Annotated in this window: 26 protein-coding genes and 3 tRNA genes; 27 read left to right on the plus strand and 2 right to left on the minus strand. The window is 56.8% G+C overall.

The window, feature by feature from the left end; translation table 11 throughout:
• Positions 1 to 48: 48 nt before the first annotated feature.
• A complete protein-coding gene (locus IT084_RS07360; RefSeq protein WP_195712206.1) occupies positions 49 to 204 on the minus strand; it encodes a hypothetical protein in 156 nt (51 codons plus the stop codon).
• 160 nt (positions 205 to 364) lie between these two features.
• Here IT084_RS07360 and IT084_RS07365 point away from each other — a divergent pair, with 160 nt between their 5' ends.
• On the plus strand, positions 365 to 658 hold the full coding sequence (locus IT084_RS07365; protein WP_195712207.1) for a hypothetical protein: 294 nt from the start codon (positions 365 to 367) through the stop codon (positions 656 to 658).
• A 42-nt stretch (positions 659 to 700) separates the two neighbouring features.
• Positions 701 to 1,219, plus strand: coding sequence for a hypothetical protein (locus tag IT084_RS07370; RefSeq protein WP_195712208.1), 519 nt, complete (start codon positions 701 to 703; stop codon positions 1,217 to 1,219).
• Here IT084_RS07370 and IT084_RS07375 read toward each other — a convergent pair.
• Complete coding sequence (locus tag IT084_RS07375; RefSeq protein ID WP_195712209.1) at positions 1,216 to 2,418, minus strand: amidohydrolase family protein; 1,203 nt, start codon at positions 2,416 to 2,418, stop codon at positions 1,216 to 1,218. The two genes, IT084_RS07370 and IT084_RS07375, sit on opposite strands and share 4 nt — an antisense overlap.
• A gap of 420 nt (positions 2,419 to 2,838) precedes the next feature.
• Between IT084_RS07375 and IT084_RS07380 the strand changes: the two genes are divergently transcribed.
• The 25 genes from IT084_RS07380 to disA all read left to right on the plus strand — a co-directional run bounded on the left by IT084_RS07380 (position 2,839) and on the right by disA (position 26,705).
• Positions 2,839 to 3,804, plus strand: a complete 966-nt coding sequence (locus tag IT084_RS07380) for a DUF2520 domain-containing protein (protein WP_313885444.1) — start codon at positions 2,839 to 2,841, stop codon at positions 3,802 to 3,804.
• Positions 3,797 to 4,633, plus strand: coding sequence for a 3-methyl-2-oxobutanoate hydroxymethyltransferase (panB, locus tag IT084_RS07385; protein WP_195712210.1), 837 nt, complete (start codon positions 3,797 to 3,799; stop codon positions 4,631 to 4,633). The genes IT084_RS07380 and panB overlap by 8 nt, the downstream gene beginning before the upstream one ends.
• Before the next feature lie 12 nt (positions 4,634 to 4,645).
• Complete coding sequence (gene panC / locus IT084_RS07390; protein ID WP_195712211.1) at positions 4,646 to 5,491, plus strand: pantoate--beta-alanine ligase; 846 nt, start codon at positions 4,646 to 4,648, stop codon at positions 5,489 to 5,491.
• Positions 5,492 to 5,495: 4 nt separating this feature from the next.
• Complete coding sequence (panD, locus tag IT084_RS07395) at positions 5,496 to 5,876, plus strand: aspartate 1-decarboxylase (protein ID WP_195712212.1); 381 nt, start codon at positions 5,496 to 5,498, stop codon at positions 5,874 to 5,876.
• A gap of 213 nt (positions 5,877 to 6,089) precedes the next feature.
• Entirely contained in the window at positions 6,090 to 7,010 is a 921-nt protein-coding gene (gene nadA, locus IT084_RS07400) for a quinolinate synthase NadA (RefSeq protein WP_195712213.1), read from the plus strand.
• Between the two features lie 14 nt (positions 7,011 to 7,024).
• Positions 7,025 to 8,608 (plus strand): L-aspartate oxidase, encoded by a 1,584-nt coding sequence (gene nadB, locus IT084_RS07405; RefSeq protein ID WP_195712214.1) that lies wholly within the window; start codon positions 7,025 to 7,027, stop codon positions 8,606 to 8,608.
• A 127-nt stretch (positions 8,609 to 8,735) separates the two neighbouring features.
• On the plus strand, positions 8,736 to 9,605 hold the full coding sequence (nadC, locus tag IT084_RS07410) for a carboxylating nicotinate-nucleotide diphosphorylase (RefSeq protein ID WP_195712215.1): 870 nt from the start codon (positions 8,736 to 8,738) through the stop codon (positions 9,603 to 9,605).
• 74 nt (positions 9,606 to 9,679) lie between these two features.
• The gene (locus IT084_RS07415; RefSeq protein WP_195712216.1) at positions 9,680 to 10,654 is read left to right on the plus strand and encodes a biotin--[acetyl-CoA-carboxylase] ligase; all 975 of its coding nucleotides are present in this window, start codon (positions 9,680 to 9,682) and stop codon (positions 10,652 to 10,654) included.
• A 253-nt stretch (positions 10,655 to 10,907) separates the two neighbouring features.
• Entirely contained in the window at positions 10,908 to 11,489 is a 582-nt protein-coding gene (locus tag IT084_RS07420) for a biotin transporter BioY (RefSeq protein ID WP_195712217.1), read from the plus strand.
• A gap of 13 nt (positions 11,490 to 11,502) precedes the next feature.
• Positions 11,503 to 12,474: a biotin synthase BioB gene (gene bioB / locus IT084_RS07425; RefSeq protein WP_243276825.1), complete on the plus strand. Its 972-nt coding sequence runs from the start codon at positions 11,503 to 11,505 to the stop codon at positions 12,472 to 12,474.
• 148 nt (positions 12,475 to 12,622) lie between these two features.
• Complete coding sequence (locus IT084_RS07430) at positions 12,623 to 13,387, plus strand: type III pantothenate kinase (protein ID WP_195712218.1); 765 nt, start codon at positions 12,623 to 12,625, stop codon at positions 13,385 to 13,387.
• A gap of 75 nt (positions 13,388 to 13,462) precedes the next feature.
• On the plus strand, positions 13,463 to 14,497 hold the full coding sequence (gene dusB, locus IT084_RS07435; protein WP_195712219.1) for a tRNA dihydrouridine synthase DusB: 1,035 nt from the start codon (positions 13,463 to 13,465) through the stop codon (positions 14,495 to 14,497).
• Positions 14,498 to 14,650: 153 nt separating this feature from the next.
• Positions 14,651 to 15,181 (plus strand): helix-turn-helix transcriptional regulator, encoded by a 531-nt coding sequence (locus IT084_RS07440; protein WP_195712220.1) that lies wholly within the window; start codon positions 14,651 to 14,653, stop codon positions 15,179 to 15,181.
• A 13-nt stretch (positions 15,182 to 15,194) separates the two neighbouring features.
• Complete coding sequence (locus tag IT084_RS07445; protein ID WP_195712221.1) at positions 15,195 to 16,283, plus strand: NAD(P)H-binding protein; 1,089 nt, start codon at positions 15,195 to 15,197, stop codon at positions 16,281 to 16,283.
• 202 nt (positions 16,284 to 16,485) lie between these two features.
• Positions 16,486 to 16,962 (plus strand): transcription elongation factor GreA, encoded by a 477-nt coding sequence (gene greA / locus IT084_RS07450; RefSeq protein WP_195712222.1) that lies wholly within the window; start codon positions 16,486 to 16,488, stop codon positions 16,960 to 16,962.
• 46 nt (positions 16,963 to 17,008) lie between these two features.
• Positions 17,009 to 18,520 (plus strand): lysine--tRNA ligase, encoded by a 1,512-nt coding sequence (gene lysS, locus IT084_RS07455; RefSeq protein WP_195712223.1) that lies wholly within the window; start codon positions 17,009 to 17,011, stop codon positions 18,518 to 18,520.
• Between the two features lie 184 nt (positions 18,521 to 18,704).
• Positions 18,705 to 18,781 (plus strand) — tRNA-Ile (locus IT084_RS07460).
• A gap of 204 nt (positions 18,782 to 18,985) precedes the next feature.
• Positions 18,986 to 19,060: transfer RNA gene (locus IT084_RS07465), tRNA-Ala, on the plus strand.
• A gap of 5 nt (positions 19,061 to 19,065) precedes the next feature.
• Positions 19,066 to 19,140: transfer RNA gene (locus IT084_RS07470), tRNA-Asn, on the plus strand.
• A 368-nt stretch (positions 19,141 to 19,508) separates the two neighbouring features.
• Positions 19,509 to 19,988 carry a CtsR family transcriptional regulator gene (locus tag IT084_RS07475; protein WP_195712224.1) on the plus strand — a complete coding sequence of 160 codons (480 nt, stop codon included), beginning with the start codon at positions 19,509 to 19,511 and terminating at the stop codon, positions 19,986 to 19,988.
• Positions 19,989 to 20,009: 21 nt separating this feature from the next.
• Positions 20,010 to 20,522, plus strand: a complete 513-nt coding sequence (locus IT084_RS07480; RefSeq protein ID WP_195712225.1) for a UvrB/UvrC motif-containing protein — start codon at positions 20,010 to 20,012, stop codon at positions 20,520 to 20,522.
• Positions 20,523 to 20,535: 13 nt separating this feature from the next.
• Complete coding sequence (locus IT084_RS07485) at positions 20,536 to 21,594, plus strand: protein arginine kinase (protein ID WP_195712226.1); 1,059 nt, start codon at positions 20,536 to 20,538, stop codon at positions 21,592 to 21,594.
• Positions 21,595 to 21,596: 2 nt separating this feature from the next.
• Complete coding sequence (locus IT084_RS07490; RefSeq protein WP_195712227.1) at positions 21,597 to 24,044, plus strand: ATP-dependent Clp protease ATP-binding subunit; 2,448 nt, start codon at positions 21,597 to 21,599, stop codon at positions 24,042 to 24,044.
• Between the two features lie 186 nt (positions 24,045 to 24,230).
• A complete protein-coding gene (radA, locus tag IT084_RS07495; protein WP_195712228.1) occupies positions 24,231 to 25,586 on the plus strand; it encodes a DNA repair protein RadA in 1,356 nt (451 codons plus the stop codon).
• A 24-nt stretch (positions 25,587 to 25,610) separates the two neighbouring features.
• Positions 25,611 to 26,705: a DNA integrity scanning diadenylate cyclase DisA gene (disA, locus tag IT084_RS07500; protein ID WP_195712229.1), complete on the plus strand. Its 1,095-nt coding sequence runs from the start codon at positions 25,611 to 25,613 to the stop codon at positions 26,703 to 26,705.
• The last annotated feature ends 226 nt before the right edge of the window (positions 26,706 to 26,931 follow it).

Consider the following 26,931-nt stretch of genomic DNA (forward strand, 5'->3'; position numbering starts at 1 on the left):
ATTATTTATGGTACCATTTTCTGTTTACGGCAGTCAAGAAAAGGAAAACTACGGGTATAATACCGGCCCGCCAGGACGGATTTTCCTCCCATGCTTTTCACCAGCTTCCTTCCCTATCTGTGCCGCGGTGCCTGATCCAAAAACAATCCTTTCTGGAGCATTAACCGAAAATGCTTTACCATAATTACCAAAACTAAAAGACATTTAAATAACCTCCCTTGTAAAAAGCTCTTTTTCTGTTTGTTGTATTGCAAATTTCTTTCCAACCAATATATGGGTATACAGGTAGATAAATTAAGGGGAAGGATTTGATTGGCGAAAAAAGAATACATGAAACAACATTATTTTTCGGAGAGGACAACATATGAAAGCCGGGGAAATAATGATTCAGCCATCCTTAATACTACCTTCCGGGATCGCCGTCGACGAAGCTTTTTCAGCCATCGCCGGTTCAACCGGCGATTTTGCCGTGATACTGGAAAGCGGCGGCATTTATAAAGGGGTTGTAACATTAAAAAGCCTGGCGCCCGGCATGCTGTCCGCGCGTGACCGCAAAAAACTCGCCTTGGAATACGAAGAACCAAATATCACCTGCCTATCACCCGCCGATATGGTGGAGAGCCTCACCGGGGGATGTTGGACCGTGGCCCGTGCTTGAACACGGGCGTTTTGTAGGAATCCTTTCTCGCTTGCTTTTGAAATGGTGCTGGGGTTATGGTGTATATTACTGGGCTTCACCGGGCTGGCGAACAAGGTTATTGCCTCCATCCCCCGGGCTATAAAGGCCGGTGTGATAATCGGCGCGGGTATTGCCGCCATCAATATGATTTTCCAAAAGGGCGGCCGTTTCGAGAGTTTTCCCATTACCATCACTCTGGCCGTGGGTCTTGCATTTTTCATGATGTATTCGTCAACGTTTAAAGAGCTGGCCAGGCGCAATAAAATCGCCAAGACCTTGAACAACCTGGGCATTTTGCCATCCATTCTGGCCGCCCTTGTTATCGCGGCACTGGCTGGCGAAGCTGGCTGGCCGAAGCTGGAGTGGGGATTCTCACGTCCGGATTTCGCCACCCTGTGGACCGGCTGGGTTCCTTGGGGTACCCTGGGCTGGCCGCCACTGGAAATGTTTCTTGCTTCAATCTCGATTACTTATGCTGAAGCCCGACTTCAATATGTGGCAACCAATTTATTTCAGGGGGGCGATCCAAGTTATTTTTAAGCTTTGAAAGGTAAAAAAGCATACTTTACGCGGCCCAGGGCGCCGGTGTCCGCCAGGGGGTCCCCCTCCACCGCGATCAGGGCGGCGGGACGGCCGGGTTCGAGCCGTCCCCAGTCCAGGCCCAAAATGCGCGCGCCGTTTTTGGTGGCGCATTTGATTATTTTCGCCGGTGTCAAACCGGCCTGCCGGTAAAGATCCAGTTCTTGAAGATATCCGTAGCCGTGCCGCACCCCGGCGGCCCCGGCGTCGGTTCCCACCCCCAGGGTAACGCCCAAAGCAGCAGCTTTATTGATCATGGCCAGCTGCCGGTCCACGGTTTTTTCAATCACGTACCTGACCTGCCGGTCCGGGTTTTGTAGCTGGGCGGCCACCGGCACCACGGTGGGGATCCAGGCGATCCCTCTTTCGGCCAGCAATTCCAGCGCGCCGGGGCTCAAAAAATACCCGTGCTCAATCGTATCCACGCCGGCCCGTGCCGCCAGCAACACGGCCTCGTCCGAACTGGCGTGGGCCATTACCCGCATCCCCCGGCTGTGCGCCAGGTTCACTATGACCGCCAGGTCACCGGCGGAGTATTGCACGGGGCCCACCTTTCCGTATTCTTTAAAACTTACCACCCCGGAAACAATTACTTTGACCTGGTCGGCCCCGCGCCAGACCAGGTCGTTCAGTGTGTCCTCCAGTGATATCATGGGTGTGCCCCGTCCCAAAAAGGAGCCATAGGTATTGGGTTTGCGCAGGGCGTATACCGACGCTTTTACCAGGGGGCCTTCCAGCCGGCCCTCGTAAACCATGTTCCGGAATTGCAGGGCTATGCCCCGTCGGTCACCTCCGTCCCGAACGGCCAAAATGCCGTGGCGGGTGGTGTCCCGCAGTTCGTGGGCAACCTGTTTGGCCAGTTCCTCCGGATTGTCCCAGCGGCGGCGGGCTGCCGCGAAATCAACGCCGTCCAGGGCCAGGTGCACGTGACAGTCCACCAGCGGCGGAAGGACGGACAAGTGGCCGAGGTCCAGGTGTACTTTCTCCCGTCCGGGGTATTTGAAGTTGAAACCGGCTTCGCCTTGCCGGGTTATTGCCGCAATGCGGCCTTCTTCAATATACAGGGTGCCCTTGGGGAGGTGCTTGCCCGCAACGGCATCGATAACCGGTCCTGTTGTTAAGATGTAATTTTTGTTTTGATCCAGTTTAACCAGTTTCATAACTGTGAACCTCCTCCGGGATAAGCCCGAAGGCTTTTCCGCGAAGGTTCTCATGTATTGGAATATCCCCATACTGACTGTCCAAGAGCGCAGGAATATTATACTATGGGAACTGGTGTTTATGAAGTATTTATCAGCCTGTGGGAGATGCCTCTTTCGCTCTACGACACAAGGCCGCGGGTTTTCAGAGGCGGTGTCCTATAAAATTCTATCAAATAATTTTAACAAGCAATAAAATTGTTAAAAACAATTGCCCAACCGGTTGATCTGTGTTAGAATTTTGACTAAACAGGGCGGTATCCTTGTGAGCCGCACCAGTTGCTTGTTTTTGTGATTTATCTACCGCTTGGAGCCGGCAGGACCGAGACGGGTTTGGACGAGGGAAAGTATTATGCCCTCCGGACTTGTCCGGGGGGTTTTTTGTTTGCCGGCATAAAAAACGGTCGCCGCGGCTGTTTTGATGCAAGGGCCGGGCGGCCGGTGAAAAAGGAGCGCGCGAAAATGCAGAAACCTTCCATTGCCATCATCGGGGCCGGCAAAGTCGGTTCCGCGCTCGCCATTTTGCTGCAGCGGGAGGGGTATGAAGTGGCGGCGGTGGCCAGCCGCACTGCGGCCTCGGCGGAAGCACTGGCCGCCCGGCTTAATTGCCCGGCGCTGGATAGCCGGGATGCCGCGGCCCGGGCCGGGCTGGTGTTCATTACCACACCCGACCGGGAAATAGCGCCCGTTTCCGCTCAAATTGCCGCCGGAGGGGGTTTTAAACCGGGGCAGATCGTGGCCCACACCAGCGGGGCCCATGCCGCGGGTGAACTGCGGGGTGTCCGGGAGGCCGGCGCCCTGGCGTTGAGTATTCATCCACTGCAGTCCTTTGCCGAGTTGCGGGCGGCCATGGAAAACCTGCCGGGTTCGTACTTTGCCCTGGAGGGCGATGAAGCGGCCATGCCCGTGGCCCGGCAGGTTGTGGACGATCTCAAGGGCAAGTGTTTCACCATTTCCGCCGCCGATAAGCCCTTGTACCACGCGGCGGCGTGTATTGCTTCCAACTATTTGGTGTCGCTGATGCATTTCGCAACATTCCTGTACGCCGGGTTCGGGTTGGGGCCGCGGGAGGCGTTTGATGCCTTGTATCCTCTGGTGCGGGGCACCGTGGCCAATATCAGCAAGGTCGGCCCCACTGCTGCGTTGACCGGACCGGTGGCCCGGGGTGACGGGAACACCATTGCCGGGCACATCAGGGCTTTTAAACAATTAGACCCCGAATTGCGGGAACTGTATGGCAGGCTGGGCCGGTATACGGTTAGGGTGGCCCGGGAAAAGGGAAGTATTACTGAAGAGCAGGGCCGGGAATTAATTAATATTTTCAGGGAGGTTGACGATAATGAGTAAAGACCGCGTAACCACGGCAACATTCAGGAAATATCACGCCGAAGGCAAAAAGATTACCATGCTGACCGCCTATGACTATCCCATGGCCAAACTGGTGGACGCCGCCGGCATCGACGCCATCCTGGTGGGGGATTCACTGGGTAATGTGGTCCTGGGATACGGGTCCACCATTCCCGTGACCATGGACGACATGGTGCACCACGTTAAAGCCGTGGCCCGCGGCGTGCAGCGCGCCATGGTGGTGGCCGATATGCCTTTCCTTTCTTACCACGTCTCCCGGGAGGAAAGCTTGCGCAACGCCGGGCGATTACTGCAGGAAACGGGCGCCCAGGCCGTTAAAATGGAAGGCGGCAGGGAAATTGCCGAAACGGTGCGGGCCATCACCGGGGCCGGAATCCCCGTGATGGGCCACCTGGGATTGACCCCGCAGTCCATCTACCAGATGGGCGGGTATAAAGTGCAGGGCAAGGATGAGGAAGCGGCCCGGAAACTGCTGGAGGATGCCAGGGCACTGGAGAAAGCGGGGGCCTTCTCGGTGGTGCTGGAATGCGTGCCCACCCCGCTGGCCAAATTGATCACCGAAAGCATAGGTATCCCCACCATCGGCATCGGCGCCGGGCCGTACTGCAGCGGGCAGGTGCTGGTCACCCAGGACATGCTGGGCTTTTACGGCCAGTTTTCGCCCAAGTTTGTCAAGCGTTACGCCAACCTGCACGAAACCATCATGCAGGGGCTGCAGAGCTACCGCAAGGAAGTGGAGAGCGGCGCTTTCCCCGGCCCCGAACACGGCTTCGGCATGGACGAGGAAGTGCTGAAAAAACTTTATTAGGAGAAGGTTCATATGCGTGTTTGCCGCACTATAGCGGAAATCAGGAATTTTGTACGCGAATGCCGGGCCGCGGGCCAAACCGTGGGCCTGGTGCCCACCATGGGCTATTTTCACGAAGGTCACCTCACCCTGATGCGGGAAGCCAAAAAATCATGTGACGCGGTGGTGGTTTCCCTGTACATTAACCCGCTTCAATTCGGCCCCAAGGAGGATTTCGCCGAGTATCCCAGGGATTTTGACCGCGACGCCGCCATGGCCCGGGAAGTGGGGGTGGACGCTATTTTTGCGCCCCCGGATGAAGAGATGTACCCGGAGGGGTTTTGCACTTATGTGGAAGTGACCGGCATCACCGGCAGGCTTTGTGGTCTGTCCAGGCCCGGCCATTTCCGGGGCGTGACCACCGTGGTGTCCAAGTTGTTCAATATCGTCCGGCCGGACCGGGCCTTTTTCGGGCAAAAGGACGCCCAGCAGGCCATGGTGATCCAGCGGATGGTGCAAGATTTGAACATGGACCTGGAAGTGGTCGTTTTGCCCACCGTGCGGGAGGAAGACGGGCTGGCCATGAGCTCCCGCAATGTTTACTTGAGCGTCGAACAGCGCCGGAACGCAACGGTCCTGTACCGGAGCCTGTGCGCCTTCCGGGAGGCGGTGGAAAGGGGCGAAAGGGATGCGGGTAAATTGCGCCGCCTGATGGTGGAGATGATATCTTCCACTCCCGGCGCGGAGGTGGATTACGTGGAGATACTGTCGGTTCCCTTCCTGGAACCGCTGGAAAAACTGCGGGGCAGGTGTATCGCGGCCCTGGCGGTAAGGTTCGGTAAAACCAGGTTGATCGACAACACCATTGTGGAGGTATGATTTGATGTTGTTGACCATGTTCAAGTCCAAAATCCACCGGGCCGTGGTCACTCAGGCCGACCTGAATTACGTGGGCAGCATCACCATTGACGAGGCGTTGATGGAAGCCGCGGACATACTGCCCAACGAGAAGGTCCAGGTGGTAAACAACAATAACGGTGCCAGGTTTGAAACTTACGTCATTCCCGGGCCCCGTGACTCCGGGGTAATCTGCCTCAATGGCGCCGCAGCCAGGCTGGTGCAGCCCGGGGATGTCGTCATTATCATTACCTACGCTATGATGAACCGCGATGAAGCGCGCAATTTCAAACCAACCGTGGTGCTGGTTGACGAAAACAACAAGATAACCAAAATTATTGAAGAAAAGCACGGCGCGAGGGCCTAAAAGATCACTTGCAGGAGAAATTTGCCGGCTGGAAAAAATGTTTGTTGAGACGGAACAAATTTTGCGTGTATAATAATTGGGTAATCAGTAACCGGGTGTCACGGCAGGAACAATCGCCAGCGGGTACCGGGGAGGAAGCGTGCCCGGTTGAACCCCGCACAGAACCGTGCCCCGCCGGCAAGGATCCCTTAATCCGGGTTAAGGAGTGATCTAGTGGCCAACGTTGATCTGAAACAATTAGCTGGCGAAATAATCAAGCTCAAAAAAGAGCGCAATGCGGTGATATTGAGCCATGTCTACCAGCGGCCCGAGGTGCAGGAGATCGCCGACTTTGTGGGCGATTCCCTGGAACTGTCCCGCAAGGCCGCCGGAACCGACGCCGATGTGATTGTGTTCTGCGGCGTGCACTTCATGGCCGAAAGCGCGGCCATTCTGTCGCCTCAGAAAACGGTATTGCTGCCCGAGGAAGATGCCGGGTGTCCCATGGCGGACATGGTTACGGCAGAAGCACTGCGTGCCCGGAAGGCCGAAGTGCCGGATGCGGTGGTTGTTTGCTATGTCAACACATCCGCGGAGGTTAAAGCCGAGTGCGACATAGCATGTACATCGGCCAATGCCGTCAAGGTTGTAGCCTCCCTGCCGCCCGGCCGCCCCATCATCTTTGTGCCCGACAAAAACCTTGGCCGGTATATTATCAGCCAAACCGGACGGGAAATGATGCTGTGGGAGGGTTATTGCAATACCCACCACCGGCTGACGCTGGATGATGTAAAAAAAGTCAAGTCCGAGCACCCTGATGCTTTGCTTCTGGTCCACCCCGAATGCCGGCCCGAGGTGGTGGCGCTGGCGGACCACGTGGCCAGCACCACCGGGATGCTGCGGTTTGCCCGGGAATGCCCGGCGAAGGAGTATATTGTGGCGACGGAAAAAGGGATTTTACACCAGTTTAAAAAGCAATGCCCGGGCAAAATGTTTTACCCGGCTTCGGACAAGCTAGTCTGCCCCAACATGAAGGCCACCACTCTGGAAAAGGTGCTCAGGTCTCTACAAACGATGGAACCAAGGATAACCGTTCCCGGTGATATCAGGGAGCGCGCTTTGCAGTGCCTGGAGAGAATGCTGGCCGTGCAATAACGGAGGGTTCGCCAGTGGCTGACCATTACATTATGAATTTTAATACCCGGGATCTGCCCAGGTACGAGTCCGATTACGTTATCCTGGGCAGCGGCATCGCCGGGTTTTTCTCCGCCCTCCTGGCCGGCAGGCTGGGGGCCAGCGTTACAGTATTAACCAAGCAAACCATTTTGGATAGTAATACCGACAAAGCCCAGGGCGGGATCGCCGCCGCCATGGACACCGAGGATTCCCCGGAACTCCATTATCAGGATACGCTGCGGGCCGGTGCCGGGCTGTGCGACCGGGGTGCTGTGCGCATCCTGGTTAATGAGGGCCCGCGCCGGGTGTTGCAGTTGATGGACCTGGGGGCGCGCTTCGACGTGGAAGGCGGGCGCCTGGCCCTGACCCGGGAGGGGGCGCACAGCTGCCGCCGCATTTTGCACGCCTGCGGCGACGCCACCGGCGCGGAGATCCAGCGCGTGCTTAATGAACAGGCCCTGGCCGAAAAAAACATCGAGGTGCTGGAGCGGCACTTTGCGGTGGACCTGCTGGTGCGGGATAATGTTTGCTACGGGGTGCTGGCATATGATTACAGCAAGGGGGAGCTCAAGGTTTTCCGGAGCCGGGCCGTAATCCTGGCCACCGGCGGCCTTGGACAGCTTTATGCCCACAGCACCAATCCCGAGGTGGCCACCGGGGACGGCATCGCCATGGCTTACCGGGCCGGGGCGGAAGTGATGGACATGGAGTTCCTCCAGTTTCACCCCACTGTTCTGGATTTGCCCGGCGCACCGCGTTTCCTTATTTCCGAGGCGGCCCGGGGAGAGGGGGCTATCTTGCGCAACGGGAGGGAGGAGCGTTTTATGCCCCGCTACCACGAGCTGGCGGAGCTGGCCCCCCGCGACGTTGTTGTGCGGGCGATCCTGGAGGAAATGCAAAAGGACCCCCGGGGCGGGGTGTACCTGGACTTGCGCCACCTGGACCCCGAATTGGTACTGCACCGCTTCCCCAACATCAACCGCACCTGTTTGGGTTACGGCCTGGATATCACCCGGGATATGATCCCGGTGGCACCGGCTGCCCACTACATGATGGGCGGTGTAAAAACCAATTATTTTGGGGAAACCAATATCGAGCGGCTTTACGCCTGTGGTGAGGTGGCCTGCCAGGGGGTGCATGGAGCCAACCGCCTGGCCAGCAATTCACTGCTGGACGGCTTGGTTTTCGGCGGTAGAATCGTAGAGCGCACTGCCGGGATCTGGCGGGAGCAAATGCCCGCCTGGACCGACTTTGCCTCCGAACTGCCCGAACCCGGGGAATCTGTGGATAATTTGGCAATCCAGGAACAACTGCAGTCGCTGATGAGCATTTATGTCGGGCCGTTGCGGGACCGGCAGGGGCTGGAAAAGGTATTGGAATTTATCGACGGGTATGCGTACCTGGAAAACACCGCCGCTGGAACCCCACAGGGCGCCGAGCTGCGCAACCGGCTGCTGGTCTCCCGCCTGGTGGCCGAAACGGCACTGATGCGCACCGAAAGCAGGGGCGGCCATTATCGCAAGGATTACCCCCGGCCAAGGAACAGCTGGCTGAAGCACATTATCCTGCGCAAGTAAACGGCACTGTCAGAAGAATGAAAAATCACCAAAAGGGCGTGGAGTATTGCCTTGGCATTGTTGACACTATAATGCTATCTTGATGGTTCCGTTTAAAATACTAGCCCGACGCTGGATGTGAATTGGAATGAATTTAAATGAACAGGCCTTAAATCAATTGATTGACCGCTGCCTGGCGGAAGATACCGGAACCGGCGACCTGACCACGGACAGTATCGTTCCCCCGGACTTGAATGCTGTGGGCTACATCAAGGCCAAGCAGAACGGGGTGGTGGCCGGCCTGCCCGTGGCCCGGGCGGTTTTCCGCCGGCTGGACCCGGAACTTGAATTTTTGCCCCGGGTGGCGGAAGGGGCGCGGGTAAAGACCGGTGAGGTGCTGGTGCAACTGAACGGGCGCGCCAGAACTATTCTTACCGGGGAGCGGCTGGCCCTCAACTTTCTCCAGCGCCTGTCCGGGATAGCCACTTTAACCTCCAGGCTGGTCGAACTGGTGCGCGATTACCCGGTGCGCATTGTGGATACCCGTAAAACTACCCCCGGGTTGCGCTTACTGGAAAAATACGCCGTCCGGGTGGGGGGCGGTCATAACCATCGCCTGGGCCTGTTTGACGCCGTGCTGATCAAGGACAATCACATCCGGGTGGCCGGCGGTATCAGGACCGCGGTGGAGCGGGCCAGAAAAGCGGTGCCCCATACGGCCAAAATCGAGGTGGAAGTGGAGGACCTGGACGGGGTGGCCGAGGCCCTGGAAGCGGGGGCCGACATCATCATGCTGGACAACATGGATCCCAAAACCATGTCAGCCGCCGTGCAAATGGTCAACGGCCGGGCACTGGTGGAGGCTTCCGGCGGGATCAGTACCGCGAACATTCAGGCGGTGGCGGCTTCGGGCGTGGACATCATCTCCGTGGGGGCCCTAACCCATTCAGTCACCGCGCTGGATATCAGCCTTGACGTGGGCGAGTTAAAACCCATGCGGAACGTGATTGAAGCGTGAACCATCTTGGGTATACTGGTTGACAGTAGGACTGGTAAAAATTAAAATTAAACTGACCACGGGAAAATGGCTTTATGAAAAACAAAATTATTGACATTTTAAAAAGGCAAAATGGTAACTGGATATCCGGCGAAGCGCTGTGCCGGGAACTGGGGGTATCCCGTACCGCGGTATGGAAGCATATTCGCGGCTTGCGGGAGGGCGGCTATGATATAGAAGCCAGGGCCAATCTGGGGTACCGTTTGCTGGGTTCCCCCGATGTTCCTTTTCCCGCGGAGGTGGCATCCGGGCTGTCCACCGTTTTCACAGGCCGGAGGATTGAATATTTCCGTGATTTGCCTTCTACCAACGCCGAGGCCAAAAACCTTGCCCGGGAAGGATGCGCCGAGGGTACTGTGGTGATTGCCGAGTGCCAGAACGGCGGCAGGGGCAGGATGGGGCGCAGCTGGTTTTCACCCGGGAATAAGGGCCTCTGGTTTTCCATTGTGCTCCGCCCGCCTGTCAACCCGGTGGAAACGCCGCAGGTCACCATGGTGGCGGCGGTGGCCGTGGCTACGGCCCTGCGGGAACATGCAGGGGTTCCGGCCGGCATCAAGTGGCCCAATGATATCCTGCTGGAAGGTAAAAAAGTTTGCGGCATTTTGGTGGAACTTAACGCCGAAGCGGACAGGGTTGACTTTATGGTGGCGGGTATCGGTTTAAACGTGAATATTTCCCGGGACGAATTTCCACCTGAGATCAGGGATATTGCCACATCGCTACAAATTGAATCCGGGCGGCCGGTATCCAGGGTACCACTGCTCAGGGCTCTTTTGGAGTCCTTTGAGAAATGGTACGGGTGCTGGCTTGAACAAGGGTTTGCCCCCGTGCTGAAAAAATGGCGGGAATTGTGCATCACTCTGGATTGCCCGGTTACGGTGCATACCATGAAGGAAAGCTTTTCCGGGCACGCCCTGGACGTTGATGATACCGGCGCGCTGCTGGTGCGCACGGAGGATGGCGCAATTCAGCGGTTGATTGCGGGGGAGGTGTCGCTGCGCAAAAAATAGCTTTTTTATGACCGAATTGTTAACCTTGCTCAAATGATAAGTTAACAATTAGTTTCTAGTGACGCGTGCATCATCAATGACGGGAGCTTTTAGCCTGACGGCTCCGTTTGCCGGCTAACCACATGTCAGTATTTTATGATATGCTTTGGCTGTCGGAGCTATGGTCTTAAATTCGCCGGCAATTTATAAATTAGTATTTCGTTTGATTAATTGTTTACTTATTAAGTTCAATTTAGTTAAAGGAGGTTTACAGATGAGTAAATTAACGCCCGGGGATATGGTACTGGTGGCGTTGTTTGCCGCTCTGTCCGTGGTGGCGGCATTGTTGTTCCGCTTTTTCGGCGGCATGATTGTGCCCTTCAGCCTGCTGCCCTTTGTAGTGTTACTGGCGGGAGGACTGCTGGGCGCAAGGTTGGGCGCTTTGAGCATGGGCGTTTACGTTTTAATGGGGCTTTTGGGCATACCGGTTTTTGAAAAGCCGCCTTTTGGGGGGCCGGCCTATGTTTTTTCGCCGACTTTTGGTTTTTTGCTCGGGTTTATCGCCGCCGCCTTCGTAACCGGCTTGATTTTGCAGGGGCAAAGGGCTGCCGGGCCCGTGCGCCTCACTCTGGCCATGCTGGCGGGAGTGGCGGTGATTTACGCCGTGGGGCTGCCATATCTATACGTGATTCTGAACTTTTACATGGGTAAATCCCTGGATATCCCCGCGGTACTGGCCACCGGGTTTATCCCGTTTATTGGCTTTGACTTGCTGAAAGCTGCCGTTGCCGGGGTTTTGGTGCGCATGGTTGGCGCCCGGCTTCCCCGCCGCTCCAATGGCGGCACTACGTTTTAGGAGTTGAAATATCATGACCATGCTGGCCGAATTGGAAAAACGGATCATTAATGGTGAGGAAGTAACAAGGCAGGAATCTTTTAAGTTGGGGGAATTGCGGAGCAGTGACATTTTCGATTTACTGGCGCTAAGCGGCAGGGTAACCAGGCATTTCGGGGGGAGTCGCGTCGAGCTATGCTCGATTATCAATGCCAGGTCGGGCCGTTGCAGCGAGGATTGCGCCTTTTGCGCCCAGTCGGCCCGCCACCGGACAAATGCAACGGTTTACCCTTTGCTCCCGGCGGATGATATTTTACGCCAGGCCGTTAAAATGGAACAAGCAGGGGTACATAAATTCGCCCTTGTTACCAGCGGCAGGGGAATTTCCGGCCGCGACCTGGAAAAAGTGCTGGAAACGGTTCGCCTGCTGCGCAGGGAAACAGGTTTGCAAATTTGCGCTTCCCTGGGCATTATCGGTGAGCCCGAGGCCAGAATGTTAAAAGATGCGGGGTTGACAACATACCATCACAACCTGGAGTCCGCCGCAAGTTTTTATCCCCGCATCTGTACCACCCATGCTTTCGAGGACAGGGTGGCGACCATTAAAGCCGTTGCCAGGGCCGGTTTACGCGTGTGTGCCGGAGGCATTGTCGGCATGGGAGAATCCATGGCCCAACGGGTGGAACTGGCCCTGGCTCTCCGGGAACTGGGTGTTGATTCCGTGCCGTTGAATTTTTTAAACCCCATTCCCGGCACCCCGCTGGAGGGGGTTAAAACACCTCAGCCGCTTGAACTACTGCACGTCGTTGCTATTTTCCGCCTGGTTCTGCCCCGGGCTGTGATCCGTCTCTGCGGCGGTAGAAGGGAAGCTCTGCGCGGGACTCAGGCGCTGGCCTTTACAGCGGGCATAAACGGCCTGATGGTAGGGGATTATTTAACCACGCGCGGCGGGGCGCTGGCGGAAGACTTGAACCTGCTGCACGATTTGGGGCTCGAGGCTTGCTGAGAAAAAACGGCTTATTGCGCGGTACTGCCCGTTCTGGTAAAATTGGCGTAGCGTACAGTCGTTGGAGCATGCGGCTTAAGCGCCGGCAAACGGGCCGGTTGCGTAAATAACTGTTTGACAATATTGCTGGAAAAGAGGAGAACGGCCGGTGATACTGGTATTTGACGTGGGTAATACTAATATAGTGCTGGGTGTGTTTCAAGGCAGGGAACTGGTGGAAAACTGGCGGTTGTCCACCGCCCGCCACCGAACCGCGGACGAATACGGCATGCTGCTCAGGGATTTGTTTGCAGCCTCAAATCTATCCATGACCGGTATTAAAGCGGTGGTGCTGTCTTCGGTTGTGCCGCCCATTAATACGACATTGGAGACGACCTGCCGGAAGTATTTCGGTGTTACGCCGCTGACGGTGGGTCCCGGCATTAAAACCGGCATCTCCATTAAATACGAAAACCCGCGTGAGGTGGGGGCCGACCGCATCGTCAACGCGGTGGCGGGTTACGAGCAATACGGGGGGCCGTTGATCATTGTGGATTTTGGTACGGCCACCACATTTTGCGCCATTTCGGAAAAGGGGGAGTATCTCGGGGGAGCCATCGCCCCGGGGATCGGCATCTCCACCGAGGCCTTGTTTGCCCGCGCGGCCAAGCTGCCCAGGGTGGAACTGGTCAAGCCCCCCACCGTAATCGGCAAAAATACCATCAACAGCATGCAGTCCGGGATTGTTTACGGTTTTGTCGGCCAGGTCAACGAAATTGTGCGCCGCATCAAGCGGGAAATGGCGGGAGACCCCATGGTTGTGGCCACCGGCGGGTTGGCGGAACTGATCGCCGGGGAGACGCCGGTTATTGACAAGGTGGACAAGTACTTGACATTGCACGGCCTGCGCATTATCTACGAGCGCAACAGTTGATCCGGTTCCCATAAAATGGTGGAATGTTCAACTACCCCCGGAAAACGCAAGTCAAGTAATTTTGAGACGGGTGTTATGGCAGACGTGGTTTTTTCAACCAACCAAAAAAGTTATTACAGTTACGACAGGCCTGACCCCTTTAAAATCGGCAACGTGACCATTGCCAACCCGGTGATCGCGGCGCCCATGGCCGGGGTTACCGACCGCGCTTACCGCATTTTGGCCCGGGAACACGGCTGCGGCCTGGTGTACACGGAAATGATCAGCGACCAGGCCCTGATTTACGGCAATCCCAAAACCAACATCCTGCTGGATTGCCGCGGGGAGCGGGGGCCCATTGCGGTGCAGATATTCGGCAGCAATGTGGAATACATGGCCCGCGCGGCGGAGATCGTGGCCGGCCGGGGCGCCGACATCATCGACATTAACATGGGCTGCCCCACTCCCAAAATAGTTAGGAACGGCGAAGGCTCGGCGTTGATGAAAAACCCCGAACTGGCGGCCCGTATCGTGGAAGCCGTGGTTTCCCGGGTTAACTGCCCGGTGACGGTAAAAATACGCAAAGGATGGGACGAGGAATCGGTGAACGCGGTTGAACTGGCCCGCCTGGTGGTGGAAGCTGGCGCGCGGGCGGTGGCGGTGCACGGCCGGACCAGGTCCCAGTTTTACAGCGGTCAAGCCGACTGGGAGATTATCAAACAGGTGCGCGAGGCAGTGGATGTGCCGGTGATCGGCAACGGGGACGTTCGCTCTCCCGGGGACGCCGCCCTGATGCTGGCCCGGACCGGGTGCCACGGGGTGATGATCGGCCGTGCAGCCATGGGCAACCCGTGGATTTTCAGCCGCACGGTGCATTACCTGGCCACAGGCGAGCTGATGCCCGGCCCCACGCCGGAAATGCGCCGGGAAACCGCCGTCCGGCATTATAAGTTACTGGTGGAGACCAAGGGTGAGGATGTGGCCAACCGGGAAATGCGCAAGCACCTGGCCTGGTACACCAAGGGGTTGCGCGGGGCGGCCCGCCTCCGGGAACGGATCAACCAGGGGTGCAGCTACGAGTTTTATACCAGGGAGTTCTGGGAATTGCTACAAGCCAACCAGCAATCATGAATCCACCCGGCAGCGGCGATTTTTTACCCCGACAGGGGTGTTTATTTTTTTTGTCGAGGGAACGACTTTGACTTATCTGGTAACGGCTGTTAAAATAGAACCTGTACACAACATTGTGCACAGGTTAATGTTGTTTTTGGAGGCTGGCGGGCCATGGATTTGATCCGGATTGGGGATAAGGTGATCAGCAGGCACAAAATCGATTTTTTTATTAATGAAATTTTACGGTTGCGTTCTTCCGGGCTGTCTCAGACCGAGGTGGCCGGGCGGTTGGGAATTGATCGCACATTCGTCTCCCGGCTGGAAAACATGGGTGAGGTGCGCAAGGGCAAGAGCGTCGCCGTGGTCGGTTTTCCCATTGCCAACCGCGAGGAGTTGTTTGCCCTGTTGCAGCGAGAGGGCGTTGACTTCGTATTGCTGATGAGCGAGTCGGAACGCTGGGATTTCGTCCGCCAAAAAAGCGGCATTGAACTGTTTAACGCCATCATGGAGCTCATCGCCAAAGCGCATTCCTACGACCAGGTGGTGGTCATCGGTTCGGACAAAAGAATTAAAATCATACGGGCCGCCCTGGATAAGGAAGTGGTGGGGCTGGAGATCGGTGAATCTCCCCTTAAGGAAGACAAGTATGTCGACCCGGCGGAAGTACTGGCGATAATCAGGGCCATCAAGGCTCGCGATTAAGGAGGAAACAGTATTGAATACCTTTGCCTTTATCATTCACCCCCTGGATGTCAAGGATGTAGCCAGGAAATTCGGCCCCCTGGGCAAGCTGCCCCCCCGCCTGGTGGAGGGGTTGTTCAAGTATGTGCCGCCCATCAAGGTGTCCAGGATAACCGGAGTAGAGTCCGAACACGCCCGGGCCGAGGGCTGGTTTGTGGCCTGTCCCATCACAGCCCGGCTGATGCTGGAGCTTCCCGAGGAATTTGTCATGCGCAAAATTATCCAGGCCGGTAAACTGGCACAGAAACTGGGCGCCAAAATAGTGGGCCTGGGTGCTTTCACTTCCGTGGTGGGAGACGCCGGAGTCACCGTGGCGAAGAACCTGGACATTGCCGTTACCACCGGCAACAGCTACACCGTGGCCACGGCGCTGGAAGGCGCCCGGGAGGCGGCCCGCATGATGGGACACGACCTGGGAAGGTGCCACGCCGTGGTGGTGGGCGCTACGGGTTCCATCGGCCGGGTATGCGCCCGCATGCTGGCCCGGGACGTTCGGGCGCTGACGCTGGTGGCCAGGGAGAAAAGTCGCCTGGAAGAGCTGGCCCACAGGATCATGTATGAAACGGGAGTGGCGGCCCGGATCACGTCGGACATCAAGCAGGCCTTGAAAAATGCGCAAATCGTGATTACGGTGACCAGCGCCGTGGATACCATCATCGGCCCCGAGGACCTGATGCCCGGCGCCGTTGTTTGTGATGTCAGCCGCCCGCGTAATGTTTCCAGGCAGGTGGCGGAAAAACGCGATGATGTTCTTGTTATTGAGGGCGGGGTTGTTCAGGTACCGGGCAAGGTTAACTTTAATTTTAATTTCGGTTTTCCCCCGGGCATGTCCTATGCCTGCATGGCTGAAACCATGATGCTGGCCATGGAAGGAAGGTATGAGAATTTTACTCTGGGCCGCGACCTGACCCTGCAGCAGGTGGAGGAAATTTCCGCCCTGGCGCGCAAACACGGTTTCCGGCTGGCCGGTTTTCGCAGTTTTGAAAGGGCGGTAAGCCCGGATGAAATAGCACGCATCAGGGAGCGGGCCCGGGTTAAACTGGAAATGGTCCGGGCAAAATAACCTTGACAGATTTTTCAGGCCTTCTTATAATGTTATGGAATGAACAGCAGAACAATAGGGCACTGCAAAAAATTGTTTTGCAGTGCTTTAATCATAACTGGGAAATTTTGTTGCGATACACTTAATTATCCTGGTATTTGAAGCATAAATCGAGGGCAATAACATATATTGTTCTGTAAATTGAAGTTAAGGAGACAAAAAGATGAGTAACAAGGAAGTCATTCTTACCATAGAAGGCCTTAAAAAACTGGAAGAGGAACTGGAACAGCTGAAGTCGGTGCGGCGCCGCGAAGTGGCCCAAAGAATCAAACAGGCCATTGAGTTCGGCGATATCAGCGAGAATTCAGAGTATGAAGACGCCAAAAACGAGCAGGCTTTTATCGAGGGGCGGATTCTAACCCTGGAAAAAATGCTGCGCAACGCCAAGATCATCGACGACGAAAATCTGGGCACCGAAGTGGTTTCCATCGGCTCCAAGGTGCTGTTACGCGACCTTGAATTCGGCGAGGAATTTGAGTGCACCATTGTGGGTTCGGCGGAAGCCGACCCGGGCAATAATAAAATTTCCAACGAATCACCGGTGGGCAAGGCTATTTTAGGCATGCCCAAAGGGGAAATCGTTGAAGTTACGGTGCCGGCGGGCATCTTGAAATACCAGATTGTGGATATCATCAAGTGATTTCAGCATTTTGCGTTTCTTTATTGTTCCGGAGGTTAAAAGAAGAATGTCCAAGGACAACCCCAAAAACACAGAAATACATGCGGAACATGATACTGCGGATCTTAACGAATTAATGCGGGTGCGCCGGGAAAAACTGGCCGAGTTCAGGGCGCAGGGCATCGAGCCTTACGGGGGGAAATACGAACGCACCCACACCGCCGTTCAAATAATTAACGATTACGAAAATCATGAAGGACGACAGGTGTCCCTGGCCGGAAGGATCATAGCCAAACGGGGTCACGGCAAGGCCGGGTTTGCCAATCTCCAGGACAGCACCGGCCGGATTCAAATTTACGCCCGCCTGAACGACATGGGCGAACAGGCCTACGACCTGTATACCAGGCTGGATATAGGCGACATCGTGGGAATTAGGGGCAAGGTATTTAAAACGCGGACCGGGGAAATTACTGTGGCCGTTGAAACCCTGCGGTTACTGAGCAAGTCCCTGCGCCCCCTGCCTGAAAAATGGCATGGCCTGCGGGACGTGGAACTGCGCTACCGCCAGCGTTACGTTGACCTGATCGTCAACCCCGGGGTCAAGGAAACTTTTGTCAAGCGCAGCCAAATTATTCACGCCATCCGCCGGTACCTGGAGCATAAGGGATTCCTGGAAGTGGAAACGCCAATGATGCACCCCATTGCCGGTGGCGCCACGGCGCGTCCCTTTATCACCCACCACAACGCGCTGGATATGGACCTGTACCTGCGCATCGCCCCCGAGCTGTATTTGAAGCGCCTGCTGGTGGGCGGGTTTGACCGGGTGTACGAAATCAACCGCAACTTCCGCAACGAGGGTATCAGCACCAAGCACAACCCCGAGTTCACCATGCTGGAACTGTACCAGGCCTACGCCGATTATACCGATATGATGGACCTGGCCGAGGACCTCATTGTCACCGTAGCGGAGGAGGTATTGGGAACAACCACCGTGCGCTACGGCGAAGCCGAAATCAACCTGGCCAAGCCCTGGGCGCGGGTGCCCATGCTGGAGGCGGTGAAAAGGTACAGCGGCATTGATTTTGCGGCGCTGCCCTCGGACGAGGCGGCCTACGAGGCGGTTAAACACCTGAACCTTGAGGTGGAACGCGGGGAATCCTGGGGTTCGATTTTGAACAAGGTTTTCGAGGAAACGGTGGAACCAAACTTGATCCAGCCCACGTTTATTTATGACTACCCTATTGATATATCGCCGCTGGCCAAGAAAAAGGAGGACAGGCCCGACCTGACCTATCGCTTTGAACTGTTTATCTGCGCGCGGGAAATGGCCAACGCTTTTTCCGAATTGAACGACCCGCTGGACCAGAAAGAAAGGTTTTTAAAACAACTGGAAAAGAGACGGGCCGGAGACGACGAAGCGCACATGATGGACGAGGACTACATCAATGCCCTGGAATACGGCATGCCGCCCGCGGGCGGGCTGGGTATCGGCATCGACCGGCTGGTGATGCTGTTTACCGATTCCGCGTCCATTCGCGATGTAATTCTGTTCCCGCTGATGAAACCGCGGGAAAGTTAGCGGCATAAACTGTTTATTGACAACCGTCCTGCCCTGTGGTAACATTTAAAACCGAGGCGTCAAAGTGGACGCCAGTCGTCAGGCGCCGGGCATCCAAAGCGATAGAATTATTGCGGTTAAACCGGGCCGGTAAGGAATCCCCGAAAACACTGGCGACCGGAGACCGGCGACAGGCGACCAATACGGGCTTGTAGCTCAGCCGGTCAGAGCGCACGCCTGATAAGCGTGAGGTCGGTGGTTCGAGTCCACCCAGGCCCACCATTTGTTTCTATCGCCGGTGGCGGTGGCCTGTTGCCGGCGGCATTCAAAAGCAGGTATAAAAAATATAAATTATACTTGAAAACCTGATATAAGCATGGTAACATAAGTTGTTGTGGGGCGAGGAATTACAGGCAGTACAGGTTGTCGCCCTCAAAGAACACAGGGCGGGAACAATCGAAGACCGACGCAAGATGACCCGAAAGCGGGGGTGTAGCTCAGTGGGAGAGCACCTGCCTTGCAAGCAGGGGGTCACCGGTTCGAATCCGGTCATCTCCACCAGTTATTCCTCGATAGCTCAACGGTAGAGCATCCGGCTGTTAACCGGAGGGTTGCTGGTTCGAATCCAGCTCGGGGAGCCAGAAAAGGCTGCGAAGATATATGCTCTTCGCGGTCTTTTATTTTTGTTTTGGAAATAAAAATTCCCCGGCATACCGCGCCGCCGGGTGTCTTCGCCGGCATCGTTTTATGTGCGCCGGTAAAACCCGCCGGCAAAATCCGTTGGTAAAATTACCCGGGCACCCGGTATAGCGCTTGAGAAGCAGATCTTATCTTAAGGTATTGTGACTAAAGCGGCGGCTTTGCAGTAATAATATAAAAAAGGTTAAATTAAGCGGGTGATTAGGTTTTTTTGATAAATTGTTACTTGACATAAATAAATTTTTTATTATTATAAAGGTAAGTCAAAGTCAAAGTCAGGCCGGACTCGCCAGCGGGAGGTGACACAAGGTTGTCCAATTTATCCAACATCATAGAACAATACCTGAACAAGCTCATCGAACTGAACGGCGGCCAACTGGTGGAAATACAGCGCAATGAATTGGCGGAAAAATTCAATTGTGCGCCATCCCAGATCAATTACGTGCTGGCCACCCGCTTTACCATTGAAAGGGGTTTCATGGTGGAAAGCCAGCGGGGCGGCGGCGGGTATGTCCGGATTGTCAAGGTGCCGTTAAGTGATAATGAGTTTGACCTGGTCAACGAAGTTATCAGCATGGTGGGGGACCGGATTTCCGAGCGCAGTGCCATGGCGATTCTGGCGCGGTTAATGGAGGAGGAAATCGTTACCCGCCGGGAGGCCGCTATTATCAAGGCCGCCCTGAGCCGCAACGTGTTACGCATCGGTTTGCCGGCCCGGGACCAGCTCAGGGCGAATATTCTCAGGTCGATTTTAGTCACGATATTGAGAAATCAGTTCCAGGACAAATAAAAGTATGAGGAGTGACCAACGATGCTTTGTGAAAGGTGTGGGGAAAGACCGGCCACCGTATATTATACCGAGGTGGTTAACAATAAGCAGAAAAAAATGCAGCTTTGCGAGGTTTGCGCCAGGCAGATGCAGTCCGAGGGCTTTGGCTTTTTCCCTCAGATGAACCTGCACAATTTTCTTGCCAGCTTCTGGAACCAGGTTTCGGGGATGCAGCAGCCAATAGCGCCGAAAACCCGGGAGGAGGCGGCCTGTCCCACTTGCGGCACGCCGGAAAGCTTTTTCGCCCAGAAAGGGCTGTTCGGGTGCGGCGATTGCTACCGGCATTTCGGGGAACGCCTGGAGCCGCTCATGCGTAGAATCCACGGGTCCAGCGCCCACACCGGCAAGGTGCCCCGGCGCACCGGCGGAAAAGTGCGTCTGGCCAGACAGATTGACGGTTTAAAAGCGCAGTTGCGGGAAGCCGTGGCCCGGGAGGAATTTGAAAAGGCGGCGGAGCTGCGCGATGAGATCAGGAAACTGGAACAGGAGCTATAGGGGAGGGAGCAATTTGAGTATCAAGGAAACGGTGAACATCGCCAGGAGCGGCTGGATGGAACCGGGCGCCCCGGCGGGCGACATAGTTGTCAGCAGCCGGGTCAGGGTTGCCCGTAACCTGAGTGGTTTCTCTTTCCCCCACCTGCTGGACCGGGAAAAGGCCGAACAGGTCATCCACGGGGTGCAGCTGGCGCTGGACAACGCGGGCATGCAGGAAAGGCTTGAAATAACCCGGATGGCTGAATTGAGCCCGGTGGAAAGGCAGATACTAGTAGAAAAACATTTGATCAGCCCGGATCTTTTGCAGGATCACGAGAAAAAGGCCGTGGCTCTGCGGGATGATGAAGTAATCAGCATCATGATCAACGAAGAGGACCACCTGCGCATTCAATGCCTGCTGCCCGGCCTGCAACTGGAAAAAGCTTGGGAACTGGTCAACCGGGTGGACGATGGCCTGGAAAAAACGCTTGATTACGCTTTTTCCGAAACTTTCGGCTACCTCACCGCCTGTCCCACCAACGCCGGAACGGGCATGCGGGCATCGGTGATGTTGCACCTGCCCGGGTTGGTGCTGGTGGACCAGATCAGGGCAGTGCTTACCACCATTTCCAAGCTGGGGTTCACGGTGCGCGGCCTGTACGGTGAAGGCACAGAGGCGCTGGGGAACCTGTTCCAGATCAGTAACCAGGTCACCATGGGTCACTCTGAGGAGGAAATCATCAACAGCCTCAACTCCGTAACCGGGCAACTTTTGGCCCAGGAGCGGGAGGCGCGCAAGGCCCTGTTGCGGGAACGCCGGGAACAGCTGGAGGACCGGGTGGGGCGCTCTTACGGGATTCTCAAATACGCGCACGTGCTTTCCTCCGAGGAAGCCATGCGGCGGATATCTGACGTGCGCCTGGGATTGGATTTGAATTTGGTTGCGGGAATTAGTATGGACCGGCTGGTGGAACTCATCGTCAAAACCCGCCCGGCATATCTGATCAAACAGCACGGGGGCGACCTGACCCCCACGCAACGCGACATATTGCGGGCGGAAATCATTAGAAAAGAATTCAACCGGGAGGTTTGAATATGCTATTCGGACGATTTACACAGCGAGCTCAAAAAGTGCTCATGCTGGCCCAGGAAGAGGCCAGGCGGTTGAATCACCCCTACGTGGGGACGGAACATATTTTGCTGGGCCTGATCCGGGAAGGGGAGGGCGTGGCGGCCAAAGCCCTGGCCGGGCTGGGCATCCAGGCCGACAAGGTGCGCGAAATGGTGGAGCAGTCCATCGGCAAAGGTGAAGGCCCGGTGCAGGAAATGGCCCTGACGCCGCGGGTGAAAAAAGTGCTGGAACTTTCCGTGGATGAGGCCCGCCGCATGGGCACCAATTACGTGGGGACGGAGCATATTTTGCTGGGCCTGATCCGGGAAGGGGAGGGCGTGGCGGCCAGGGTGCTGGCAATGCTGGGCGTGGACCAGGACAAGGTGCGCCGGCTGGTGATCCAGATGCTGGGCGGCGCCGGCGGCGCGCCGCAGGGCCAGCAGCCCCAGCCCGGGTGCCCCGGGGGGGCCTGTGGCACCAAAACGGCCACTCTGGACCAGTTTGGCCGCGATCTTACGCAATTGGCCAGGCAGGATGGCCTCGACCCGGTGGTTGGTAGGGAGAAGGAAATCGAGCGGGTGATCCAGATCTTAAGCCGCCGCACCAAAAACAATCCCGTGCTCATCGGGGACCCGGGCGTCGGCAAAACGGCCATCGTGGAGGGGCTGGCCCAGCGCATCGTGGCCGGTAAAGTACCCGAGGTGATCTCCGACAAACGCCTGGTTACTTTGGACCTCGCTTCCCTGGTGGCAGGGACCAAGTACAGGGGCGAGTTCGAGGACCGGTTGAAAAAAGTGGTGGAGGAAATCACCCGGGAGAAAAACATTATTGTTTTCATTGACGAATTGCATACCATTATCGGCGCCGGCGCGGCGGAGGGGGCCATTGACGCCGCCAACATTTTAAAACCCGCCCTGGCCAGGGGTGAACTGCAGTGCATCGGCGCCACCACCCTGGATGAGTACAGGAAGCACATTGAGCGCGATCCCGCTCTGGAGCGGCGCTTCCAGCCCATCATGGTGGATGAACCCACCGTGGAGGAAGCGCTGGAAATATTGAAGGGACTCCGCGACAAGTACGAGGCGCACCACCGGGTGCGGATCACCGACGAGGCGCTGCAGGCGGCGGTGCGGCTCAGCGACCGGTACATTACCGACCGGTTCCTGCCCGACAAGGCCATTGACTTGATGGACGAGGCGGGTTCGAGGGTGCGGCTGCAGGCCTTCACCGCGCCGCCGGACGTCAAGGACCTGGAAGCGCGCATTGATGAAATACGCAAGGAGAAGGAATCGGCGGTGAACAACCAGGAATTCGAAAAGGCGGCCCAGTTGCGGGACGAAGAAAACAAGCTGCGCCAGGAACTGGAGAACAAGCGCAACAACTGGCAGCAGAAAAAGGGCGGCGAAGAACTGGAAGTGACCGCCGAGGATATTGCCCAGGTTGTGGCCAGCTGGACCGGTATCCCGGTGCGCAAGCTGGCCGAGGAAGAATCCGACCGGCTGCTACGCATGGAAGAGATCTTGCACCGGCGGGTGATCGGCCAGGACGAGGCGGTCAGGGCGGTTTCCCGGGCCATCCGCCGGGCCAGGGCCGGGCTCAAGGATCCCAAGCGGCCCATTGGTTCCTTTATCTTCCTGGGTCCCACCGGCGTGGGCAAGACCGAACTGGCCCGGGCGCTGGCCGAGGCCTTGTTCGGAGACGAAGATGCCATGGTGCGCATCGACATGAGCGAATACATGGAAAAATTTGCGGTCAGCCGCCTGGTGGGGGCGCCGCCGGGATATGTGGGCTACGAAGAGGGCGGCCAGTTGACCGAGGCCGTGCGCCGCAAACCTTATTCCGTGGTGCTGCTGGATGAAATTGAAAAGGCCCACCCGGATGTGTTCAACATCCTGCTGCAGGTGCTGGAGGATGGACGCCTGACCGATGCCAAGGGCCGTACGGTGGACTTCCGCAACACTGTGATTATCATGACCTCCAATGTAGGCGTCAGCCTGATCAGGCGCGAGGCGGTGATGGGCTTTAAAACGGAAGAGGAGCAGAATGCGGGATACGAGAACATGAAGAAAAAGGTCATGGAGGAAATGCGCCGCACCTTCCGGCCCGAGTTTCTCAACCGCATCGACGAAATCATCGTGTTCCATTCCCTGAGCCGGGAGCATATCAAGGACATTGTCGGTCTAATGGTGCGGGAAGTGGCCAAGCGGCTGGCGGACAATGAAATTGAGGTTGAAGTGACCGAAGCCGCCAAGGAATACCTGGCCCGGGAAGGGTTTGACGAAGACTACGGTGCCAGGCCGCTGCGCCGCGCCATCCAGAAGGAAATCGAGGACCGCCTGTCCGAGGAAATGCTGCGCGGCACCTTCAAGCGCGGCGACCGGGTGCGCATCGACCGGGAAGCCGGCGGCGGCCTGAAAGTGGAAAAAATATAAATGTTATTGGCCGGTTGTGGAGTAAGGATATCCTCCTTACTCCTTTTTAATTTGATTTCCCCGGTTGGTTTGCTCCTTTGTTCAGCTGTTGCCTCTCCCGGACCGGACGGACCGGACACTTTGGCTTTCCAATGCGGATACCGGTGTGATATAATAAGCAAATGATCATATTCAGGAGAGTTTACCATGTCTGCCAAAAAAACCGGGTATTACTGCAGTATTTGCGGGCATTTTGCCTCCCGCTGGATGGGCCGCTGCGCCGGTTGCGGCGAGTGGAACACCTACGTGGAGGAGGTTGTTTCCCCCGGGCGGGAGCCGCGGAAAACGGAGCCCCGGGAACTTCCCCTGCCCATTAGCGAGGTTTCGCCCGCGGACGGCGAGCGCCGGTCCACCGGCATGACGGAACTGGACCGCGTGCTGGGCGGCGGCCTGGTGCCCGGTTCGCTGGTGCTGTTGGGCGGCGACCCCGGAATCGGCAAGTCGACCTTGCTGCTTCAGGTCGCGGGCGCGGTCAGCGCCGGGGGACACCGGGTGTTGTACGTCTCCGGGGAGGAATCCGCCCGCCAGATCAGGTTGCGGGCGGACCGGCTGGGCACGGCGGGACCCCAGCTTTTTGTTTACGCCGAAACAGACCTCGGCTTGGTGGAGGAACAGGTCGGCGCGGTGGGGCCGTCGCTGGTGGTGGTGGATTCAATCCAGACCATGTTCAGCCCGGACATTACTTCGGCGCCCGGCAGCGTCAGCCAGGTGCGGGAATGTACCGCCCGGCTGATGCGCCTGGCCAAGGACCGGGCGGTATCCATATTTGTGGTCGGGCACGTCACCAAGGAAGGGATGATTGCCGGCCCCAGAGTAATGGAGCACATGGTGGACGTGGTATTATATTTTGAGGGTGAGCGTAACCAGACATTCCGGATTTTACGGGGCGTGAAAAACCGCTTTGGCTCCACCAACGAAATCGGCATCTTTGAGATGTCCGGGGCGGGCCTGCGGGAAGTGCCCAACCCCTCATCTTTTTTCTTGATGGAACATGCCCGCCGGGATGTTCCCGGCACCGTGGTGGTGCCGGTGATGGAAGGGACGCGCCCGCTGCTGGTGGAGATTCAGTCCCTGGTATGTCCCACTTCCTTAGGGGTCCCCAGGCGCATGACCGCCGGGGTTGACCACAACCGGGTGGCGCTGATCATGGCTGTGCTGGAAAAAAGGCTGGGATTGATGCTGGGTAATTGCGACGCCTACGTCAATGTGGTGGGAGGAGTGCGGATCGACGAGCCCGCCGCCGACCTGGGCATCGCCATGGTCCTGGCCTCCAGTTTCCGCGAGCGGGCGATTGACGGGCGCACGGCGGTGATGGGGGAACTGGGCCTGACCGGTGAAATCAGGCCGGTGACGGCGGTGGATAAAAGGGTCCGCGAGGCCGCCCGCCTGGGCTTCAGGCGCTGTATCATCCCGCGGCAAAAAGGAATTCCCGCTGACGCGGGCGGTATTAAAATCCTGGAAGCTGACACGCTGGCCGAAGCATTTGGCCTGGTGTTCGGTTAAAAGCAAAATTGGTATAATTTATAAATGGGACACTGGTGGATTGAAGGAGGAGAAAATTTGGAAAGCAGGCTGCTCGAGGTTTTGCGCAAGGTCGCCCCGGGTACACCACTGCGGGAAGGATTGGAAAACATTTTGCGGGCCAAGACCGGGGGGCTGCTGGTGATCAGCGACAGCCCCGAGGTGATGGAGCTGGCGGAGGGCGGTTTTGCCGTAAACGCGGAATTTACCCCTGCCAATTTGTACGAACTGGCCAAAATGGACGGGGCGATCATCATCAGCGAAGATGTGAAAAGAATTATTGCCGCCAATACGCAATTAATCCCCAACCTCAGCATCCCTTCCAGCGAAACGGGGATCAGGCACCGTTCGGCGGAGCGGGTGGCCAAGCAAACCGGCGCCCTGGTGATTTCCATTTCCCAGCGGCGTGGCGTGATCACCATTTACAAGGGCAATTTGAAATATGTGTTGAGGGACCTGGGAGTAATCCTGAGCAAAGCCAACCAGGCCCTGCAAACGCTGGAAAAATACCGCAGCGTGCTGGACCGCGTGATGATTAACCTGAGCATCCTGGAATTTGAAGAGGCCGTAACCCTGTATGACGTAACCAAAGTGATTCAACGGACCGAGATGGTATTGCGGGTGGTTAACGAAATGGAGCGATATATCAGCGAGCTGGGCACCGAGGGGCGTTTGATCACCATGCAGTTGGAAGAACTGGTGGCCAACGTGGAGGACGAGGGGCGCCTGGTGATTCAGGATTACGCCACGGTAGCCGGAGAAAAAACGCCATCCAGCATTATGGCTATGATCAGCAGCTGGCCGGCGGAGGACCTGCTGGACCTTTCATTGATTGCCCGCGCTCTGGGTTACCCGGGCGGCACCGGTATTCTGGATCAGAGCGTGGCGCCGAGGGGCTACAGGATTCTGCAGAAAATACCCCGTTTACCCCTGCAGGTGATCGAAAACCTGGTGCGGGAATTTGGCTCGCTGCGTAAAATCCTGGGCGCCACCATCGAGGAACTGGATGCCGTTGAAGGCATCGGTGAGGTGCGGGCACGCTCCATTAAGGAAGGGTTGCAGCGGTACCGCGACCAGATTACTCAGGAGCGGCACGGTTGACGGTAGCCACCGGCGCATGCGACACGGCATGCGACACGGGTGCGACACGGGGTGCGACACGGGGTGCGACACGGGGACGGTTCTCCGTTGTCGCATTATTGCGGACTTTGCGCGTGCATGCGACACGCGTGCGATATGGGAACGGTTCTTCAATGTCGCATGCTGCTTTTCGCGATATCTATAATGATTAGCGGTTAATGATTTGCGGTTAATGATTTGCGGTTGC

The sequence above is a fragment of the Desulfallas sp. Bu1-1 genome (assembly GCF_015594625.1).
GTDB lineage: Bacteria > Bacillota > Desulfotomaculia > Desulfotomaculales > Desulfallaceae > JADNRQ01.